Raw genomic sequence first — 19,817 nt, 5'->3', positions numbered from 1 at the left:
ATACAAAAAAATACCTGTAGGTGAAACACTCTTTTTCAAGTGTCCTACCTACAGGTACCATTTTAAACTGGTCATCCTCTTTTTCTAAAAATGAAGTTTTTGCGTTTCAATCTCTCCAACATGGAGCTTATGGGCAATTCTTATAAGGGGACGAATAAGCATTTGCGCACTGCCAATAACGAAAAGATACGTTCCTGCTTTTTGATATGCCTCAAAAAAGAATAAAAAGCTTCCAACAAGAAACCATAAACCGATCACGATATCGTTGATGATATGAAGCCACTGGTAACGATGATGAATAATAATCTTATGATGTTCCCATTCAAAGCTTAAGGTTCGATCTGCGGAATGAACATCAGGCGTATTTTTACTCACCTAAAAACCTACCTTTACTTAAGACTTATTCCAAGTGATTCCCTATTCTTTAGCTTCATTAACATATCTTTTGTCATTTTATCGAGATCATAAGCTGGAGAAAATCCCCATTCTTCTCTTGCAGCCTGAGCATCAATAGAATTGGGCCAACTATCAGCAATCTTCTGCCTTTCTGGATCTACATGATAATCAAGCTTAAATTCTGGCATCTGTTTCTTAATCGCCGCCGCAATGGATTCAGGTGCAACGCTCATTGCTGTAATGTTAAACGCATTGCGATGAATAAGCTTATCAGGATTCGCTTCCATTAACTTAATGATCGCGTTCAGAGCATCAGGCATGTACATCATGTCCATATAAGTACCTTCAGCAATATAAGAGGTATACTTGCCTTTTTCAACAGCTTGATAATAAATATCCACAGCATAATCCGTTGTCCCACCTCCAGGAGGGGTCATGTAAGAAATGAGTCCTGGGAATCGAACACCGCGGGTATCGACACCGAATTTTTGATAATAGTAATCACAAAGCAATTCCCCTGCAACTTTGTTGATACCATACATCGTTGTGGGACGCTGAATGGTATCCTGAGGCGTATTATCCTTTGGTGTTGATGGCCCAAAAGCACCTATAGAACTTGGAGTGAAAAATTGACAATTTAATTCGCGAGCAACCTCTAACGCATTCACCAATCCCCCCATGTTTAAATCCCATGCGGCTAATGGTTTTTTCTCAGCCGTTGCTGATAAAAGAGCGGCCAAGTGAATGATGGTGTCGACTTGATGTCTTTTAGCCATCTCATAAATCTCCTGAAGATTGGTCACATCCAACTTTTCAAACACACCCGTTTGTGTCATTGCATTCTCAGGCTTTCTCACGTCTGTTGCAATGACATGATCCTCTCCATATTGCTTTCTTAGCGCCATCGTTAATTCTGAGCCGATTTGTCCTAAGGCACCTGTAATCAGTATTTTTTTCAATGCTAAGCCCTCCTCCTCAAGAAAAAATTGCCTTCCATTAATGACTGTTTCTAAGAAGACAACCCTATCCATCACTTAAAAACAAATGTATTTTCTAAAAAGACAAATTCTCATATCCTCATTTTTTCAAAAAATAAGTGATATCAATATATGCACACCCAAACAACGTGTTTTACTCATTTTATAATAGCATATTTTCAGAGAAATGTTTACACCCTGAGGACATTTTCAAAAATAAGGCTCATCTTTAAGTTCTTATATTTTTCCATAAAAGGTGGGCGCCATTCGGAAGAATTTTCACTATCTGCAGAAATGAACTCAGTTTAAGGCGTTTAGAGCCTTTTTAGTTAGACAGAACATAAAGGACAACTATAAAAACATTCGAAACAAATAAACTAAAGAGATCCCAAGGAATCACACAGATGAGGCACAACTTTTTGACTAAAGGAAAATAACGAGTTGTGTGTATAAAAAAGTGCCACGTCCTCCGTCGGCCATTTGTTGTAATTACCTTCTTCCCACGAAAAAAGGATGGCGTCCTTAGACACCATCCTCAATATTCAATGCTTTAGTTTCGCTCTGAAATCTGTTTCAACAGTTGATCCTTAAAAGCCTCAAAAGCGATCGTCTCAGAGTTATTTTCGCCATATTTTCTAACGTTAACACTGTTTGATTCGATTTCTTTATCTCCCACAACAAGCATATAAGGGATTTTTTTCGTTTGTGCTTCGCGGATTTTATACCCTATTTTCTCATCACGATCATCGACTTCGACACGAACAAGCTGTCGTTGCAAGTCTTCAGCGACTTTCTTAGCATATTCCTGATGAACGCCGGCCACAGGAATCACTTTCACTTGAACTGGCGCAAGCCAAGCAGGAAAGGCGCCCTTATATTGTTCAATAAGGAAGGCAACAAAGCGTTCCATTGTGGAAACAACCCCACGGTGTATAACCACTGGACGATGCTCGTTTCCGTCTTCACCAATGTATTTTAATTCAAAACGCTCAGGAAGATGGAAATCTAATTGCACCGTTGAGAGCGTCTCATCCTTCCCTAATGCCGTCCGGACCTGCACATCAAGTTTCGGACCGTAGAAGGCTGCTTCCCCTTCTGCTTCCACATATTCAAGGCCCATCGTATCCATGGCATCACGTAATTTTGCTTGAGCAAGCTCCCACATTTCATCATTATCCACATATTTTTCGGTGTTGGCAGGATCGCGATAAGATAGACGGAAATAGTAATCCTTAACGCCAAAGTCTTCGTACACTTCTTGGATCAAGCGAACGACGTTAATGAATTCTTCCTTCAATTGCTCTGGACGACAGAAGAGATGCGCATCATTAAGGGTCATCGCGCGGACTCTCTGTAGACCCGCTAAGGCTCCAGACATTTCATAGCGATACATGGTCCCGAGTTCAGCAATGCGGACGGGAAGGTCACGATAGCTATGCAATTGATGCTTGTACACCATCATATGGTGTGGACAGTTCATGGGTCTGAGCACCAATTCCTCATTATCAATTTTCATGATAGGATACATATCTTCATGATAATGATCCCAGTGACCACTCGTCTTATAAAGTTCCACATTTGCAAGATTTGCCGTATACACATGCTCATAGCCATGCTGAATCTCCTTGTCAACGATATAACGCTCAATAACACGACGAATGGTTGCACCTTTTGGTAACCACACTGGAAAGCCTTGTCCAATTTCCTGGGAAATTGTAAATAAATCAAGTTCCTTCCCAAGTTTACGGTGATCACGCTCTTTACGTTCTTCAAGAATGTGCAAATGCTCTTCAAGCTGTTTTTTCTTAAAGAAGGCTGTACCATAAACCCGTTGTAGCATCTGATTATCACTATTTCCCCGCCAATAAGCACCCGCAACACTTAATAATTTAAAGGCTTTGATTTTCCCTGTGGATGGAAGATGCGGTCCACGGCAAAGATCGACGAATTCCCCTTGACGATAGAACGTAACGACTTCGCCCTCTGGAATCGCAGAAAGGAGCTCTACCTTATACTCATCACCAATTTCCTTGTAATGTGCAAGTGCTTCTTCGCGACTCACCACTTCACGTTTGATCTCCAGATTTTCATCAATGATCTTTTGCATTTCTTTTTCTATTTTTGGAAAGTCTTCAACTGATAAAGATTCAGGAACATCAATATCATAATAAAAGCCTTCCTCAATAACAGGACCAACCCCGAGTTTCACATGATTAAAGAGACGTTTAATGGCCTGAGCCATCACATGGGTGGTCGTGTGTCTTAAAATTTCTAGGGCCTCTGGGGCATCTTCTTTTAAAATCTCGATGGTCCCATCCATAGCTAATGGCCGACGCAAGTCGACGAGATCTCCATTAAACTTTCCAGCAATGGCCTGTTTTTTCAAACCAGAACTGATGCTGCCGGCAATATCTTCAATGGTTGAATCCATAGGATATTCCTTCACCGCTCCGTCTGGGAACGTAATTTTAATCTGTTCTGTCATCCTTCAACATCCTTTCAAAATTAAAGAAACTAAAAAACACCCATCCCAATTAAGGGACGAGTGTTATTCTCGTGGTTCCACCCTTCTTCCCACATAATTACTGTGGCTCGAAGTCAACATAACGGTTGGACCGTTGTTAGCTAATGATTATCCTTGTAACGTTCACTAACAAAGCTCAGTAGGGGGTAAATTTGTTGCCTACTAGGAATTCACAGCACACATTCCCTCTCTGTAAGTAGAAGCTCACAAATTCATGTCCTCATCAACGCTTTTCATAACGATTCATTTGTCTACCTTAACAAGCATTAAGCCCCCTATTCTTGTGGGGAGCCCATAAAGGTCCGATGTGTTCAACTCGTCCAATGGCGATGAAAGACCCTACCACGGGATAAGCTGCACGTTATGTTAGGTATTATAACTTTTCAGCCTGTAAAAAGCAAACCTAATTTTTCAGCTTCTTTAATCGGGAAAAAATGGACACGCTCTTCAAAGACTTTTTGTAAGGTATACATCATACTATCCTCAATACGATCAGTAAAAATATAAATATTCACCGGCGCTAACCCGATTAATGTTAAAAGTAAAGATGGTTCGGCTTCAATCCCCCATTGCTTTAACAAAGGATAAAATGAGCGAACCGCTCCAGGATCATCAATGATGCGATAATGCTCATCGTATAAGACATACGAGTCTTTATCCACGGCGTAAATCGTATGATGAAGGGGTCGATATGCTTTAACAATTCGGCGAAGTTTGTCTACGAAAGCACCATACTCTTGTTGTAATTTAAATTCATCAATGGCCAGTTCAACCGTTTCAGTCAAACATTCAAAATAATCATTCAGCCGAAAGGTCTCCAGCGATTGAAAACTGAAAGAAGAATGTTCTAGGAATAACCCCCTAATGGCTTCTCGCATCATTTGATATCGTGAAGGTAATGTATCCACCTTTGGCAATTCTTGTTTTTCACCGTCAAATATAGCACGAACAATGTTTAAAATATCTTCTTGATCCCCTTCATCAGTAAAATAGAAGGTATGCTTTAAAATATGTATTAACCATTGTTCTTCATAAAACTCAATCATGTAATCGGCCAAAGCGTCAGTCAATGCATCCTTAAGCTGCTCAGTCATCCCCCCAGCAAAACTTATCTCGAGTGTATTTTCATTTAAAGTACTCTCAATGGAATGAGTAAACCGTTGTGTGAGGTAATTATGTAAAGACACGGCTTCATGCCGAGTATTTAATGTCATTAAAATCAAACAGTGCCCCTCCTTCTACCCTTTTGTAAAACTATATGGGTCCTGTCCAAAAAAAATGACAATAAAAAAGGAAGCGAACACTCATTCGCTCCCGATTATTAAACGTCTAATGTTGGCTTCGCCTATTTTCTCCAGTAACAGCAACGGCCGTCGTATAATGCCGAATCCGCTCCATTAAACGTTTGGCTTTCAATTCCTCTATCCCGCTCTTATTGGAGTAGGAGAGATGATCTTCAAGTTCATCAAGATCATAATTCGATGTATATAAGGTTGGGAGATTGTCCATCATTCGATATTGTAAAAGACTCCCTAAGACTTCATCACGGATCCAAGGAGTTAATGTTTCTGCTCCAATATCATCTAAGATAAGAACAGGGACTCTTTGAATATAGTCTATTTTCTCATTCAGCGTATTATCTTGAATGGAATTTTTTAATTCCCGGAAAAAGTCGGGAGTATACACCATGAGCGAACTTACACCTTTTTGTTCGGCGAGAGCATTCATGATGGCGCCCATAATATAGGTCTTCCCGACCCCAAATTTCCCATGTAAGTAAAGTCCTTTTGTCGCCTTAGGGTCTCGACTATATTGTTCGACGAACCTCCCTGCAGCTTCAAGAGCATCGAAACGTCCAACATCAGCTTTATCTATCGTTTTAAATGTCACAGATAAGACTTCTTTCGGCACATACATACTTTTGATGAGTGAGGCTTGTCGGCGTGTATTCTCCAACTCTATCTTTAAGTGACAGGGCTCATAGGTAATCCCAAGGGATCCTTTATCAACCATTAAGTTGGGTTGATGCCCTTTAAGGACATTTTGACAATGAGCAAGGCCCGGACAATGGTCACAATGCTTTTGCCCCTCTATATACTCATAGAGTTTCGGAAGATTTTTTAATAGAATATCATCAGAAAGATTGGGATGTTCTTCAAGAAAGTCTACCACTCTATCATTTTTTTTAAGGGCTTCTAACAGTTTCTGATTCCTTTCTGCAAAAGACTGAGAACCTGAGAGTCGCCGTAGTGTCGACTGGATTGATTGCACACCTGACACCACCTATAAATTATTTAAATACTCTTCTAAACGCTGCTTTCTTTCAGCAAGAGTCTTATCATCAGGAGCAGATTGACCTTCAGACTTCGCTTGCTTTCCCTCTTCCATCCATTTTGGAAGTTTTGCTCGACGCGTATTACTACGCTGGGTTGGCCGCTTCGTTTTCTCCTCTGTCCATTTCTGATATTGCTTGTGTTCAGATTTCGCCAGTTCCATCGCTTCTCTGACTGTTTTTACCTTTTTCCGACCCCATTGAGCAGCAATTTTAGTCACATAGCCTTTGATCAGCCGATAATCATTTGTCCGCATCACATAATCCAATAACACATTCACAACGCCAGGATTAAGTTTTTGATCAAAAAGAACTTCCTCTACTATTTTAAGGTCAGGTGCAGCAGGTTGTCCACCCCCAACGGTTTCCAGTAATTCATAGGGCGATATTGATTCAAACCACTGAATGAGATGCTCATAATCGTCCTTGGGGGGGGTCGACGAAAATTCTTTCAAAGGTTCTGGTTGAGTGCGAAAACTCAGCGCCGGCAACTGTTCTCCATTTTCTATTTGATAATAATTTCTAACTTCTTTCCTCAACTGCTCTATATCGATTTCACCGGTATGCAAAAAGGCCCGCTGAATAATCTGGCCCATTTGCTCAGGACCCATTTTGTAGACAAAGGCGAGCTTCGTAATCGCCTCTTTTATTTCAGCTGTGAAAGCCTCCCGTGAAATAATCACATCCGACAATTTTCTATAAAGCTGATCGAAATCAAAATCTATTGTTAATCGTGGTTCCCCGTGCTTGTCCTCAAATTCTTTTACTGCTATCTCCATAGAGGCAGGGTCATGATGTTGGACTAACTCTGAGGGATTCACTGACGTAAACACATCACTAAAGCTCACCGTCACCTCATCATAATGGTCTGGAAGTTCCTTGAGTTTAAACCAATCCTTAAGCCTCGCATATTCTTGCTGTCCCACACGATTGTATAAAAAAATATTTAATAAGCCATCTGTAAAAAATTGAGCAGGTGAAAGAGGGGCCACTAAGTCATAAATAAAATGTGTGACCGTGCCCTCTTTGCTTTTGTAGACCTTAAGTAAACCGACGGCTTCAAGAAGCTTTCTATCTTTAAATAAGCTCTGTAGCGAGCAATTTGTTCTGACCATTAAATGATGGTGGGTAAAGTCAGTGGTAGGACCTTGAGCTTCCAATTGAAGGGACATATAGAGTTGACATGCCGATGGACCAATAAGAGGTTGATATAAAAAGTTAATAATCTTTAAATCAAAGGATTGGATAACGGCACCAAGACGCACTGTATATCGATCTACCGGAAGCAGCTCTTTCCAATGGGCCTGCACCTTAATTCCTCCTTTTGGGTACATCTCGGAAAAGACATTTATTCCTCTGCTTTTGCTTTGTTTAATAAGTCCTTAAGCTCATGAATAAAGACGTTAATATCCTTGAATTGACGATAAACAGAAGCAAAGCGAACGTAGGCAACATCATCCACCTTAGCAAGCTCGTCCATGACTAATTCACCGACTTCTTTGCTATTGACTTCAGACACCCCTCGCCCTCTTAATTCGGTCTCGACTTTTCTCACAAGTTCTTCTAGCTTTTCAAGAGGAACCGGGCGTTTTTCACACGCTTTAATGAGCCCTCTAAGGATTTTTTCACGATTAAAGGTTTCTCGATTATCACCTTTCTTAACGACAATCAATGGAATTTCCTCAACTGTCTCAAACGTGGTAAACCTGAAATGACAAGATTCACATTCTCTTCTTCGTCTAATAGAACGTCCATCTTCTACAGGTCTTGAGTCTAACACTCGGGTTCCGTTATGCTGGCAATTCGGACAGCGCATGTTTAGACACCTACCTTAGAATTTCTATCAATAGAGAGATAGATAAATAAATAGATTTAAAAAATTATTCACTGCCGCCAATGCCTACAAAAGTATGCTCTTTATCAAGATTGGCATAAAATTGTCGAATTAATTTCTGACCATATCCAAAATTGACACCTTTTTCAACTGTAAAAGAGAAGTCCACGCCAGTTCTAAAGGGTCGAACACTTGTAACAGTAATAACTAGAAAGCCTTTCTTGCCTTTAACAACATTAACAGAAAGCTCTCCACGTTCCTTCGATTCATCTAATAAAGAGAATCTTTGGTCCTTTGTCACCCATTCTGAAATAGCATTCATCATTTTATCTTTTGTCGTTTTATAATAATGGGTTCGAAGGGATTCATCTTCGTTTCTTTCTGAAGTTTCAACATGACTATTTAAAAAAGCTGATATTTTAGAAAACATTCCCATGTGCTCCACCGCCTCTATTCATACTACTCTAAGTTTAATGAAAAGAGCAGGGATTCACAAGTCTTTTTATCTGAAAAGCAAAATATTTGAATGCGTTCTCTTACAGAGAGCCGTCTATATAAGTTTTTATTTAAAAAGTTTTAGAAAACTTGGTGTATACTTCACCGTTTCGTAGAGCACAGCCTGATGTTCAAGCTACGCTTTCACACATTAAAGGTGTCGACATGCCTTCTGGATGAAAGTCAAAGTTGCACTTATAATGTCTTCTGCAACGTTATAAAAGGAAACGCCAGTCGCGTCTCCTTTACTCATCCATTATTCTATAATAACATGTCTTCCAATATTTCAGTAGAAATAACCCTCATATAAAAGGAACTTTCCTCTTACCATGAAAGGTGACCTATCACAAGTTTAATCACCTGTAAGGCGCGCCCCATATAAGGGTTAAGCGACCTTTAAAGATGATGGGTCAACGATGTTTAGTATAATTGTTTTGCCCTGACATTGCAATGGTAATTGATGAAATTCACTTTTTCAGAAGCTGGCGATAGGTCAAAGGTTTAAGCCTTTATCCACTGGTGAAGAATCGCATCAAGCTGCTTCTCAGTTTCCGCTATCGTGTGGCTATTGTCAATCCAAGCGTCCGCTTTGTCTCTCTTTTTTTCAAGAGACAATTGTGCATGAATACGTTGCTCTGCTTCTTCCTTTGTTAAGTGATCTCGCTTCATTAATCGATCAAGCTGTATAGAATCAGGAACGTAGACAACCAGAACTTTTTGTACCCAATCGGTGAGTTTACTTTCAAATAATAATGGAATATCGAGAACAACCGTCGCGTGACCCTGCTCCTCATAAGCCTGCACCTGTTCCAGCATATAGCGACGTACAGCTGGATGAACAATCGCATTCAGTTGGAGTCGCTCCTCTTCATTAGAAAATATCCGTTGTCCAAGGACTTTACGATTGAGGGTCCCTTCTGGGGTTAAAATCTCCTCTCCAAAGGTCTTAACAATGTGCTGAAGTGCGGGTTGTCCTGGCTCAACAACTCTTCTTGCTGCAATATCAGCATCAACAACCGGAATTTGGCGATCACGAATCATTCTAGATACCGTGCTTTTCCCACTGGCGATGCCCCCTGTAAGGCCAATCCTCATACCCTTACCTCCACTTGACACGACGGACAAAAGTGAGTGCCTCGCCCGGCTGCTTTGATCTTCTCAATCGGTGTGCCACATTTTTTACAAGGCTCTCCGGCTCGATCATAGACATAAAGCTTTTGCTGAAACATGCCCATTCGCCCCTGACCATTCAGATAAGTTCTTACAGAGCTCCCCCCCATTTTCACCGCCTCAGATAAGGTGGCTCGGATACTCTCAACAAGAGTCTTGATTTGTTGTTGTGTTAAGGTTTTGGCTTTTGTCGTGGGGTGAATGCCGGCACGAAACAAAGCTTCATCTACATAGATATTCCCTAAACCCACTAACACCTTTTGATCCAGTAAAACAGCCTTGACCATTCGTTCGGTTTTAGAAAAAGCTTGTTTTAATACTTCTTCGGTAAAAGCCTCATCTAATGGCTCCGGTCCAAGATCTAATAGCGGTGGACGATGCCATTCTTCCCCTTTGAGAAAGAGATGCATCGTACCAAATTTACGAACATCCTTATAAAAAAGTTGGGTTCCATCCGTAAAATGAAAAATAACATGTGTATGCTTATCCGGCACCGCCGTGGCTTCCTCTAAAGAGTATTTCCCCTCCATTCGCAAATGCGAGACGAGCACATAATGATCAAGAATAAAGCGAATAAATTTCCCGCGCCTTTCAATGGTCTGAAACGTCTCTCCACGAAGCAATGTGGTGAATACCTCACCATCATCGGGCTCTTTAATGATCTTTGGCCAACGGATCGTCACATCCTGAATGGTTTTTCCTATAATAAGATGTTTGAGTGTTTCCTTAACGGTTTCGACTTCTGGTAACTCTGGCATGTAAATCCCTTCTTTACTCTATTACTACTTAGCGTCATACCATGTTTGGCCATAAGAGGCTTCCACTTTAAGTGGGACCTTTAATTCAATGGCACTTTCCATTACTTCCGGAACAATCACCTTCAGCTTTTCGATTTCATGCTTAGGTGCTTCGAAAATCAATTCATCGTGTACTTGCAAGAGCATATTAGCTTCCAATTCTTCTTCTTCAAGACGATGAGCCATATTTACCATCGCTAATTTAATAATATCGGCTGCTGACCCTTGGATCGGTGTATTCATCGCGGTTCTCTCAGCAAAACTCCGACGATTAAAGTTACGACTCGTAATTTCAGGTAAGTAACGACGACGGTGTAACAAGGTCGTGACATAGCCATCGTGTTTCGCCTTTTGCACAATATCCGTCATATAGTTTCTGACCCCTGGATAACTATCTAAATACTTCTCAATAAACGCGGCGGCTTCTTTCCGAGTAATATTAAGACTCTGTGATAGACCATAATCACTAATCCCATAAACAATACCAAAATTAACCGCCTTCGCATGGCGTCTCATTAATGAGGTCACTTCATCATCTTTTACCCCAAAGACATCCATTGCCGTCTTAGTATGAATATCCATTCCTTCATTAAAGGCCTTAATAAGATTTTCATCATTAGCAATATGCGCAAGAACCCTTAACTCAATTTGTGAATAATCGGCTGCAAACATGATCCACTCTTTTTTAGAAGGAACAAAGGCTTTTCTTATTTTTCTCCCTTCTTCTAAACGAATAGGGATGTTTTGTAGGTTAGGGTCAGTAGAACTCAGTCGCCCTGTTTGTGTGAGTGCTTGTCTGTATAAAGTATGAATCTTATTGGTTTTTGGATGGATGACCTTCAATAATCCCTCAATATAAGTCGAATTCAACTTTCCTAACTGACGGTACTCTAAAATGTGGTCAATGATGTCATGACTGCCTTGAAGCTTTTCAAGAACATCTGCTGAAGTTGAGTACCCCGTCTTCGTCTTCTTGATCACAGGGAGATTGAGTTTTTCAAAAAGGATTTCCCCAAGCTGCTTCGGTGAATTAATGTTAAATGCAACGCCCGCCAGCTGATGTATATCTTTTTCAAGGCGCTCTAGTTTTTCATTTAATTCAATGCCCATATCTTTTAACGTTTGTTCATTAATGGCAACGCCTTTAATCTCCATTTCAGCAAGCACTTTTGCTAACGGCATTTCGAGCTCAAAGAAGAGGCTGGATTGATGGTTAGTCTGTAATTCTTCAGAAAGGAGAGGTTCAAGCTCTAACATCGCATGAGCCTTTCTCACCAAATGATCTGCAAGCTTCTCCTCTTCAGGAATGTGTTGCTTTGCCCCTTTTCCGTAAAAAGCCTCATCAGAGTAAACGTAATGAATCTTGCGACGTTTAGCAATCGCTGCTAAATCATGATTCGATTCCGAGGGATCAATGAGGTAAGAAGCTAAATTGATATCAAAATGGATGCCTCTAAGCTGAATACCATGCCAGCGCATCGCTACAATGTCACGTTTAGCATCATAGACAATCTTCTTGGTTGTCCCATCCTCTAGCCAATCTTTGAACAGTGTTGAAGCTAATGCAACTTCTTTTGGTACATAATAGTTTCCCTGTTCGTTCACGATTGAGAAACCCAAAATGTCAGCGTAGTGGTAATTCTCATCTAAGGTTTCAACAAGCACCGCACTTTCTTTTTGCAGCAGAGTCTCGGTGATATCATGGACGAGCTCAACATGGATGTCAAAATCCCTCGTTTCTTCTTCAATGGTCGCTTCGAAGCCAATGCGATCCAAAAGTGACGAAAATTCGAGCTCCTTGAACAAATCTCCTAATGCTTGAGAAAAATTACTTTCAAATGCTAAATCCTCAAGTTGAATATCTACCGGTGCGTGCACATCTATCGTTGCCAATTGTTTACTTAATACCGCTTGCTCATGGTTGGCCTCTAGTTTTTCTTTCAGTTTCTTTCCAGAGACAGACTCAAGATCCTCGTAGACGGCTTCCAATGAACCAAATTGCTTGAGTAACTTTATCGCCGTTTTCTCACCAACACCTGGGACTCCTGGAATATTGTCAGAAGAATCGCCCATGAAGCCTTTAAGATCAATAATACGAATAGGATCGATTTCATAGCGTTCCATTACTTTTTCAGGATCATAATCATCCATTTCAGTAATCCCTTTTCGAGTTAAACTGACAGTAATGTTTTTATCAACAAGCTGCAAGAGATCCTTATCACCAGTTACGACCTTTGTCGTCCAGCCATCTTTTTGAGCCACCTTTGATAACGTGCCAATGATATCATCGGCTTCATAGAGTTCTTTCTCATAGCGCTTAATCCCCATTAAATCAAGCATTTCACGAATAAGTGGTAGCTGTTCAGAAAGCTCAGGTGGTGTCTTTTGACGGGTGCCCTTATATTCCTTAAAGGTTTTATGACGGAAAGTCGTCTTTCCCGCGTCAAAAGCGACGAGCATGTGTGTCGGTTTTTCAGTTTCAATAATTTTTAGTAGCATGGTCGTGAAACCATAAACCGCATTGGTATACACACCCTTATCGTTATTTAAAAGTGGCAAGGCAAAAAACGCACGGTAAGCAATCCCACTGCCGTCGATTAAAACGAGCTTGTTCATAAAAACACTCCTCAAAAATCAAATGTTCGCTTTTCTATCTACTTATCATACACTTTTTTTCCCTGTGTTAAAAGAAAGGAGAGGTCCTTTGTAGTATTAAAAAAATTTAATATAATGTCTTGAGTCTTTAGGGCTTATACTTCTCACAATCTTACTCACTTTTCCTTTCATGAAACTAGGGACAGATCTATTAACGATAACAAGCCTTTGAATGAATGAGGCTAAAAGATAATAAGGGTTGACCTAATGATTTTATTTGTCAGGTAATGAATATTGCCTCGCTCTAGTGTGCCCTTGACCCTTGAGGTTCATGGTAGAAAACAATCTTCTTACGATATTTCGGGAGGAGAGGTGGAGAAAGTGACAGCCTTCTTTTAAAGTAATAGTTGATTTTATTAAAATGAAATAATCTAATAATGCTTGTACGTGGGCATCAGGTGAGGTAGCCAAACAATGAGGACAATGCCAAAGTGTATTTTTGTAAAACATAGCGAATCTTTGGCATTGGGAACACATGACGCCTGTTTCGAGGTCTTTTATTGTTATGTTATAAGATTTGAGAATCGAAGTTGTTTTTGGGGAATGATGAGATAAAAGATAATCGTTAATTTTTTTCAGTTCACTATTCGTAAATTTTTCACTCGCCTTCTTAGAGGCGAATAGTTCTGTTAAGTTAAGAACATGTTCTTTTAAATCTTCAATAGTGACGACTCTTTCTTTAGTCAAAGGATCATTTGAGAAGTTCCTAATAGAAGTAGTGGGATTGCTGAAAACAACTAGCCAGGGAGTAGGAATATTGGGAAGGTGTTTTTTTATCAACCATCGCTGCAACTCGTAAACTTGACGTGATACCTGCTGAAGAGGACTTTTTATTTTAATTCTATTACCATTTACAATATGAAAAAAATGATTATTTTCATCTATCTCGATGATCCCTGCATGATTTTTGGTTTCTATTGGAAGTAAAAAGCGAGAATTCATTAAAAGAGTGTCCATTTGAAAAGCATATTGGTCAGAGAGTAAACGAAGACCGCGATAGATGTAGTAATCATTCTTAGGCAACCCTGAAAGATAATAATCAGTACTTTGTTCTCCTCTTAATCCCGATTCATATCTTTGATAATCGGCAGCTATTAATGATGCCTTTGCATGCCCTTTTCGTAAATATCTTTTTAGTGCCGCTAATTCCTTAACGATGCTATAATTATCTCTAAATTTTTTCATCAATTGAGTAGTCTCTCCTTATCTTAACCAAATATTTCGACATCAAATCAAAATATCCTACAAAAATTAACAATGAATTTATTTCAAATTTATATTCGTTGCTAGTTTAGATATATGGTTTCATTACGTCACGTTTTCGCTTCTTTTCATTCATTTTTGTTGCAACTCTCCTTGTATATGAGGGGCATTCGTTGCTTAAGCTGTTCTTTTGTCCCTCCATGGCTTCTTTTAGTCGCTTTACCCCTTCTTTTGTTGCTCCTTTCCTTGAATTTGAATGACATTCGTTGCTTAAGCTATTCTTTTGTCCCTCCATGGCTTCTTTTAGTCGCTTTACCTCTTCTTTTGTTGCTCCTTTCCTTGAATTTGAATGGCATTCGTTGCTTAAGCTGTTCTTTTGTCCCTCCATGGCTTTCTTTTAGTCGCTTTACCTCTTCTTTTGTTGCTCTTACCAGTATTTTTGTTCATCCGCTTTTTGGCACGAAAAAAGTGTCCCCAAAAGCATTGCTTCTGGGGACACTTTTTATTGTTTTACAATTTACAGAGCTGCCATTACACTTCTTACAGACTCGACAGATTTATCGAGTGCTGCTTTTTCGTCTGCAGTAAGTTCAAGCTCAATAATGTGTTCAAGGCCGTTCCCGCCAAGGATAGTCGGGACACCAAGATAGAGATCGTTGTAGCCATATTCACCTTCAAGATAGGCGATCGCTGGTAAAATACGACGCCTGTCTTTTAAAATGGCTTCTGCCATTTCTGCAAGAGAAGCGGCTGGCGCATAATAGGCGCTCCCATTCCCTAGAAGGCTGACGATTTCACCGCCGGCCTTACGCGTACGCTCTACAATGGCATCGATCCGATCTTTAGGTATTAATGTTTCTAATGGTACCCCTCCAGCATAGGAATAGCGGATGAGGGGAACCATGTCGTCACCATGACCCCCAAGAACGAAACCAGTGATATCTTTGACAGATAGGTTAAGCTCTTGAGCAACGAACGTCCGAAAACGAGCCGTATCAAGAACACCGGATTGACCGATGACGCGGTTTTTAGGCAATCCGGATTCTTTATATACAGTGTAAGTCATTGCATCAGCAGGATTTGTTAATACAATGATTGTACAATTTGGTGAGTTTTCAACGACGTTGCGCGTCACGTCTTTCATAATTTTGGAGTTTGTATTAACGAGATCGTCACGGCTCATCCCTGGTTTACGAGCGATACCTGCTGTGATGATCACAAGATCTGAATCAGCCGTATCTTTGTAATTAGAGGTGCCCGTAATATTGGCATCTACACCGAATACCGGGGTGGATTCTTGCATATCAAGTGCTTTACCCTTTGTCGGATCTTCCATTTGTGGAATATCAACAAGAACAACATCCGCTAGCTCTTTCTGCGCAATGATGAAGGCAGTTGTAGCACCCGTAAATCCCCCACCAATAACCGATACTTTTTTCCTTTTGATGCCCATTAATACTCATCTCCTCATTACATATTTTTAATGAGTTCATCACCGAATTCAGAGCATTTGACTTCTGTTGCACCTTCCATAAGACGTGCAAAGTCATAAGTCACCACTTTACTTGCAATGGTTTTTTCCATTGACTTGATGATTAGGTCAGCAGCTTCATTCCATTTCAAGTGTTCAAGAAGTAGGACACCTGAAAGGATTACTGATGATGGGTTCACTTTATCGAGTCCAGCATATTTAGGCGCTGTACCATGTGTTGCTTCGAAAATAGCATGTCCTGTTTCATAATTGATATTCGCACCTGGAGCGATACCAATACCGCCCACTTGAGCTGCAAGTGCGTCAGAAATGTAGTCACCATTAAGGTTCATTGTGGCAACAACATCGAACTCTTCAGGACGAGTAAGGATTTGTTGTAAGAAGATATCAGCAATCGCATCTTTAACGATGATTTTGCCCTCTGCTTCAGCTTTAGATTGTGCTTCGTTAGCAGCATCTTTGCCTTGAGCTTCAACAATACGATCGTATTCTGCCCAAGTGAAGACTTTATCGCCAAATTCTTTTTCTGCCACTTCATAGCCCCAGTTTTTGAAGGCCCCTTCAGTGAATTTCATGATGTTCCCTTTGTGTACAAGGGTTACGCTCTTACGATTTTCATCAAGAGCATATTGAATAGCGGCACGAACAAGGCGAGTTGTCCCTTCTTCAGAAACAGGCTTAATACCGATACCAGAAGTTTCTGGGAAACGGATTTTGTTAACGCCCATTTCATTTTGAAGAAATTCGATAACCTTCTTCACTTCTTCTGTCCCTTTAGCATACTCAATACCCGCATAGATGTCTTCAGTGTTTTCACGGAAGATAACCATGTCTGTCTTTTCAGGATGTTTAACAGGTGAAGGCACACCTTCAAAGTAACGTACAGGGCGTAAGCATGTAAAGAGATCAAGTTCTTGGCGAAGAGCGACGTTTAGGGAACGAATACCACCACCGATTGGTGTAGTAAGAGGCCCTTTAATCGCGATGATATATTCACGAATAACATCTAATGTTTCAGCTGGTAACCATTCACCGGTTTGGTCAAAGGCTTTTTGTCCTGCAAGGACTTCTTTCCAAACAATTTTCTTTTCGCCATTATATGCTTTTTCAACTGCAGCTTCTAATACACGAGACGCTGCTGCCCAAATATCAGGACCTGTCCCGTCCCCTTCAATAAAAGGAATAATAGGTTGATTTGGTACTTTTAAATTACCGTTCTCGACGACAATGCGTTCTCCATTTGCCATATAGAATGCCTCCTATGTAATAGTCATTAATATTTATACATAAAACAGGAGGGGAATCCCCTCAACACCATCATATCTGTTTTATTTACGGTCTTCAATTGCGACGTATTCTTGTTTATCAGGTCCAACATATTCAGCACGTGGACGGATAAGACGGTTGTTTGCATATTGTTCTAGAATATGCGCTAACCAGCCTGACACTCGGCTGACTGCAAAAATAGGGGTAAAGATATCATGCGGAATTCCTAAGCTATGATAAACGCTTGCAGAATAGAAGTCCACATTTGGACGTAATCCTTTTTCCTTAGTTACGATTTCGTCCATCTTGACAGACATATTATACCACTTTGGTTCACCGCTAATTTGTGTAAGCTGACGAGACATTTCGCGTAAATGCTTAGCACGAGGATCGCCATTTTTATATACTCGGTGACCAAAACCCATGATCTTTTCTTTATTTGCAAAAGCATTTTCAAGGAATGGTTCAATCTTATCTTCAGAACCAATTTCAGTGAGCATCTTCATTACACGTTCGTTAGCGCCACCATGTAATGGCCCCTTAAGAGCGCAGACAGCAGCAGTAATCCCTGAGTAGATATCCGATAACGTTGCAACCGCAACACGAGCAGTGAATGTTGATGCATTAAGTTCATGATCTGCATGAAGAATGAGAGCCTTATTAAACGCTTCAACTTCAATTTCATTTGGTTCACGATCAAATAGCATATATAAGAAGTTAGCTGCAAAGCTTAAATCACTTCTTGGTGCCACAGGCTCTTTTCCGTCACGAATCCGTGTAAATCCTGCAACAATAGTTGGTAATTTTGCTTGTAAACGCACCGCTTTACGCTTGTTAGCTTCTTCTGTCATTTCATCAGCTTCTGAATCAAAGACACCAAGAGTAGACACTGCCGTCCGTAATACAGCCATTGGATGCACATTTTTTAGTGGTAAAGCCTTGATTTGATCAAAGATCTCTTTTGGTACAACCATTTCTTCTAATAATTGTTTTTTAAAGGCATCTAATTCAGTTTGTGTTGGGAGCTTATCGTTCCACAAAAGATAGACGACTTCCTCAAATGTTGATTTCTCAGCAAGATCATCAATGTTATAGCCTCTATATGTAAGTACGCCATCAATGATAGAACTCACTGAAGAAGTTGTTGCGACAACGCCTTCTAAACCTTTTGTTGTTGGCAATCTAATCTCCTCCTTAAGAGTTTTGCAATTAACAACCAATGATTATCTATTTTGAAACTATTGGTTATTGGGTTGGAATCCATATACAATTATAAACAAAGTCTAAGTATTTGTGAACAAATATGGATCTTGTGAAAAAATGGGAATAAAGTGACAAGCATAAAAAACACATTATTTTCTTACTGACAAACGTTTTTTTCACAAAGCAGGGTAAATGACTGTCTAGAATTTTTTTGATACAAGGTTTCGAGAACATGCAATAATCAGCCGAACTCACCATAGAATGATAATGGATAAGCTTTCTTCTAATGTGAGTTAAGGTGGGTTAGCATGAATTCAAAATACCTCAATGACTTAGTGAGATACGTGTTTATTATTTTCCGATTTGCCTTCATCTTGCTCGTCTTTACCTTTTTTGCTGTTCTGTTTTTCTATGTGGTTAAGTACGCATATCCTTTTATTATTGCCTTTGTTTTAGCTTTGCTGATTAATCCTATCGTCGACTATCTAGAAACACGGACGCCATTACCAAGAAGTCTGGCAAGTTTGCTGGCCATTCTTAGCTTTATGAGTCTAATCCTTGGAGCCATTGTGTTTCTCGTCATTGAGATGATCAATGGTCTTAATGATTTAAGTCATACGATTCCTAGCCATATTAAGTGGCTCTCTCATCACCTGCAAGCATCTTTCTCGTCTCATATTCTCCCCTTATGGGAGCGTATTACTCATATTATTAGTACATTAAACGAAGGACAGCAAAAAACAATTGAAGCCAATATTCAAGAACTAGGACAAAAACTTGCTTCAGCCTTAGGAGATGTTGGACAATCCATCGTCACGGTCCTTACTCACTTTGTGGTTTCTTTTCCTTCATTCTTAACCGTATTGTCCTTTGTTCTCATGGCGACCTTTTTTATTAGCAAGGATTGGTACAAGATCCATCGCTATATTCATAAAAAAATTCCTACAACGTTTTTAGACAATGTCGTTTCCATTGGACTAGATCTTCGAAAAGCCTTAAGAGGTTACGTCAAAGCACAAATGACGCTCATGGTGATCACTGGTGTGACCATTTTTATTGGACTCATTTTATTAAGAGTCGATCACGCACTAACGATCGCCATCGTTGCTATGTTAGTAGATATTCTCCCCTATTTAGGAACTGGAACGCTTTTAATTCCCTGGGGGGTTTCAACCTTTCTTACTGGAAACTATTTTCTCACCATTGGTATCGGTAGCTTATATGCCATCACTGTTCTTCAAAGACAAATGATTGAGCCTAAGATATTATCGACTTCCATTGGTTCAAACCCCTTACTCACATTGATATCATTATTTGTTGGTTTTAAACTTATGGGCATCATGGGGATCGTCCTTGGGCCAGTCTGCTTAATTACTTTAACAACGATTGCCCATTCAGGGATCATTCTAACTGTGTGGCACTACATATTAGGCAAAGGGTCCCCTCATTAACAACTTGAGAAATTTGAGTTCC

Annotated in this window: 17 protein-coding genes and 1 other annotated feature; of the genes, 1 reads left to right on the top strand and 16 read right to left on the bottom strand. The window is 40.1% G+C overall.

Annotated features, from left to right (window positions below; all coding sequences use genetic code 11):
- Window positions 1-84 precede the first annotated feature (84 nt).
- The 16 genes from IEV91_RS17430 to citZ all read right to left on the bottom strand — a co-directional run bounded on the left by IEV91_RS17430 (window position 85) and on the right by citZ (window position 18,322).
- Window positions 85-375: a YrhK family protein gene (locus tag IEV91_RS17430; protein ID WP_188498715.1), complete on the bottom strand. Its 291-nt coding sequence runs from the start codon at window positions 373-375 to the stop codon at window positions 85-87.
- 14 nt (window positions 376-389) lie between these two features.
- Complete coding sequence (locus tag IEV91_RS17425; RefSeq protein ID WP_188498714.1) at window positions 390-1,355, bottom strand: L-threonine 3-dehydrogenase; 966 nt, start codon at window positions 1,353-1,355, stop codon at window positions 390-392.
- Window positions 1,356-1,923: 568 nt separating this feature from the next.
- Window positions 1,924-3,858 (bottom strand): threonine--tRNA ligase, encoded by a 1,935-nt coding sequence (thrS, locus tag IEV91_RS17420; protein ID WP_188498713.1) that lies wholly within the window; start codon window positions 3,856-3,858, stop codon window positions 1,924-1,926.
- Window positions 3,859-3,907: 49 nt separating this feature from the next.
- Window positions 3,908-4,133 (bottom strand) — a binding site (T-box leader).
- A 147-nt stretch (window positions 4,134-4,280) separates the two neighbouring features.
- Window positions 4,281-5,111 carry a sporulation protein YtxC gene (gene ytxC / locus IEV91_RS17415; RefSeq protein ID WP_229745635.1) on the bottom strand — a complete coding sequence of 277 codons (831 nt, stop codon included), beginning with the start codon at window positions 5,109-5,111 and terminating at the stop codon, window positions 4,281-4,283.
- 115 nt (window positions 5,112-5,226) lie between these two features.
- On the bottom strand, window positions 5,227-6,168 hold the full coding sequence (gene dnaI / locus IEV91_RS17410) for a primosomal protein DnaI (RefSeq protein ID WP_188498711.1): 942 nt from the start codon (window positions 6,166-6,168) through the stop codon (window positions 5,227-5,229).
- A 12-nt stretch (window positions 6,169-6,180) separates the two neighbouring features.
- A complete protein-coding gene (locus tag IEV91_RS17405) occupies window positions 6,181-7,539 on the bottom strand; it encodes a replication initiation and membrane attachment family protein (protein WP_188498710.1) in 1,359 nt (452 codons plus the stop codon).
- Window positions 7,540-7,577: 38 nt separating this feature from the next.
- Complete coding sequence (gene nrdR / locus IEV91_RS17400; RefSeq protein ID WP_188498709.1) at window positions 7,578-8,045, bottom strand: transcriptional regulator NrdR; 468 nt, start codon at window positions 8,043-8,045, stop codon at window positions 7,578-7,580.
- A 64-nt stretch (window positions 8,046-8,109) separates the two neighbouring features.
- Window positions 8,110-8,499: a cytosolic protein gene (locus IEV91_RS17395; protein ID WP_188498708.1), complete on the bottom strand. Its 390-nt coding sequence runs from the start codon at window positions 8,497-8,499 to the stop codon at window positions 8,110-8,112.
- Window positions 8,500-9,059: 560 nt separating this feature from the next.
- Window positions 9,060-9,653, bottom strand: a complete 594-nt coding sequence (gene coaE, locus IEV91_RS17390) for a dephospho-CoA kinase (RefSeq protein WP_188498707.1) — start codon at window positions 9,651-9,653, stop codon at window positions 9,060-9,062.
- A complete protein-coding gene (gene mutM, locus IEV91_RS17385) occupies window positions 9,650-10,486 on the bottom strand; it encodes a DNA-formamidopyrimidine glycosylase (protein ID WP_188498706.1) in 837 nt (278 codons plus the stop codon). Before mutM ends, coaE begins: the two co-directional genes overlap by 4 nt.
- Before the next feature lie 24 nt (window positions 10,487-10,510).
- The gene (gene polA, locus IEV91_RS17380; protein ID WP_188498705.1) at window positions 10,511-13,141 is read right to left on the bottom strand and encodes a DNA polymerase I; all 2,631 of its coding nucleotides are present in this window, start codon (window positions 13,139-13,141) and stop codon (window positions 10,511-10,513) included.
- 252 nt (window positions 13,142-13,393) lie between these two features.
- Complete coding sequence (locus IEV91_RS17375) at window positions 13,394-14,365, bottom strand: nuclease-related domain-containing protein (RefSeq protein WP_229745634.1); 972 nt, start codon at window positions 14,363-14,365, stop codon at window positions 13,394-13,396.
- A gap of 106 nt (window positions 14,366-14,471) precedes the next feature.
- A complete protein-coding gene (locus IEV91_RS17370) occupies window positions 14,472-14,771 on the bottom strand; it encodes a hypothetical protein (RefSeq protein ID WP_188498703.1) in 300 nt (99 codons plus the stop codon).
- Window positions 14,772-14,900: 129 nt separating this feature from the next.
- Window positions 14,901-15,836 (bottom strand): malate dehydrogenase, encoded by a 936-nt coding sequence (gene mdh, locus IEV91_RS17365; RefSeq protein WP_188498702.1) that lies wholly within the window; start codon window positions 15,834-15,836, stop codon window positions 14,901-14,903.
- Between the two features lie 17 nt (window positions 15,837-15,853).
- A complete protein-coding gene (gene icd, locus IEV91_RS17360; RefSeq protein ID WP_188498701.1) occupies window positions 15,854-17,122 on the bottom strand; it encodes an NADP-dependent isocitrate dehydrogenase in 1,269 nt (422 codons plus the stop codon).
- 81 nt (window positions 17,123-17,203) lie between these two features.
- Window positions 17,204-18,322 (bottom strand): citrate synthase, encoded by a 1,119-nt coding sequence (gene citZ / locus IEV91_RS17355; protein WP_188498700.1) that lies wholly within the window; start codon window positions 18,320-18,322, stop codon window positions 17,204-17,206.
- A 330-nt stretch (window positions 18,323-18,652) separates the two neighbouring features.
- Between citZ and ytvI the strand changes: the two genes are divergently transcribed.
- Complete coding sequence (ytvI, locus tag IEV91_RS17350; protein ID WP_188498699.1) at window positions 18,653-19,795, top strand: sporulation integral membrane protein YtvI; 1,143 nt, start codon at window positions 18,653-18,655, stop codon at window positions 19,793-19,795.
- The last annotated feature ends 22 nt before the right edge of the window (window positions 19,796-19,817 follow it).

Source organism: Pullulanibacillus pueri, assembly GCF_014639255.1.
GTDB lineage: Bacteria > Bacillota > Bacilli > Bacillales > Sporolactobacillaceae > Pullulanibacillus > Pullulanibacillus pueri.
The sequence above is the reverse complement of the archived record's forward strand: the minus strand, read 5'-3'. Positions and strand labels throughout refer to the sequence as shown.

What these genes read in the sequence shown, in the direction of transcription:
- thrS (WP_188498713.1), bottom strand. Translation starts at nt 3,858, where the DNA reads ATGACAGAACAGATTAAAATTACGTTCCCAGACGGAGCGGTGAAGGAA.
- ytxC (WP_229745635.1), bottom strand. Translation starts at nt 5,111, where the DNA reads ATGACATTAAATACTCGGCATGAAGCCGTGTCTTTACATAATTACCTC.
- nrdR (WP_188498709.1), bottom strand. Translation starts at nt 8,045, where the DNA reads ATGCGCTGTCCGAATTGCCAGCATAACGGAACCCGAGTGTTAGACTCA.
- IEV91_RS17395 (WP_188498708.1), bottom strand. Translation starts at nt 8,499, where the DNA reads ATGGGAATGTTTTCTAAAATATCAGCTTTTTTAAATAGTCATGTTGAA.
- coaE (WP_188498707.1), bottom strand. Translation starts at nt 9,653, where the DNA reads ATGAGGATTGGCCTTACAGGGGGCATCGCCAGTGGGAAAAGCACGGTA.
- mutM (WP_188498706.1), bottom strand. Translation starts at nt 10,486, where the DNA reads ATGCCAGAGTTACCAGAAGTCGAAACCGTTAAGGAAACACTCAAACAT.
- polA (WP_188498705.1), bottom strand. Translation starts at nt 13,141, where the DNA reads ATGAACAAGCTCGTTTTAATCGACGGCAGTGGGATTGCTTACCGTGCG.
- IEV91_RS17375 (WP_229745634.1), bottom strand. Translation starts at nt 14,365, where the DNA reads ATGAAAAAATTTAGAGATAATTATAGCATCGTTAAGGAATTAGCGGCA.
- IEV91_RS17370 (WP_188498703.1), bottom strand. Translation starts at nt 14,771, where the DNA reads ATGGAGGGACAAAAGAACAGCTTAAGCAACGAATGCCATTCAAATTCA.
- mdh (WP_188498702.1), bottom strand. Translation starts at nt 15,836, where the DNA reads ATGGGCATCAAAAGGAAAAAAGTATCGGTTATTGGTGGGGGATTTACG.
- icd (WP_188498701.1), bottom strand. Translation starts at nt 17,122, where the DNA reads ATGGCAAATGGAGAACGCATTGTCGTCGAGAACGGTAATTTAAAAGTA.
- ytvI (WP_188498699.1), top strand. Translation starts at nt 18,653, where the DNA reads ATGAATTCAAAATACCTCAATGACTTAGTGAGATACGTGTTTATTATT.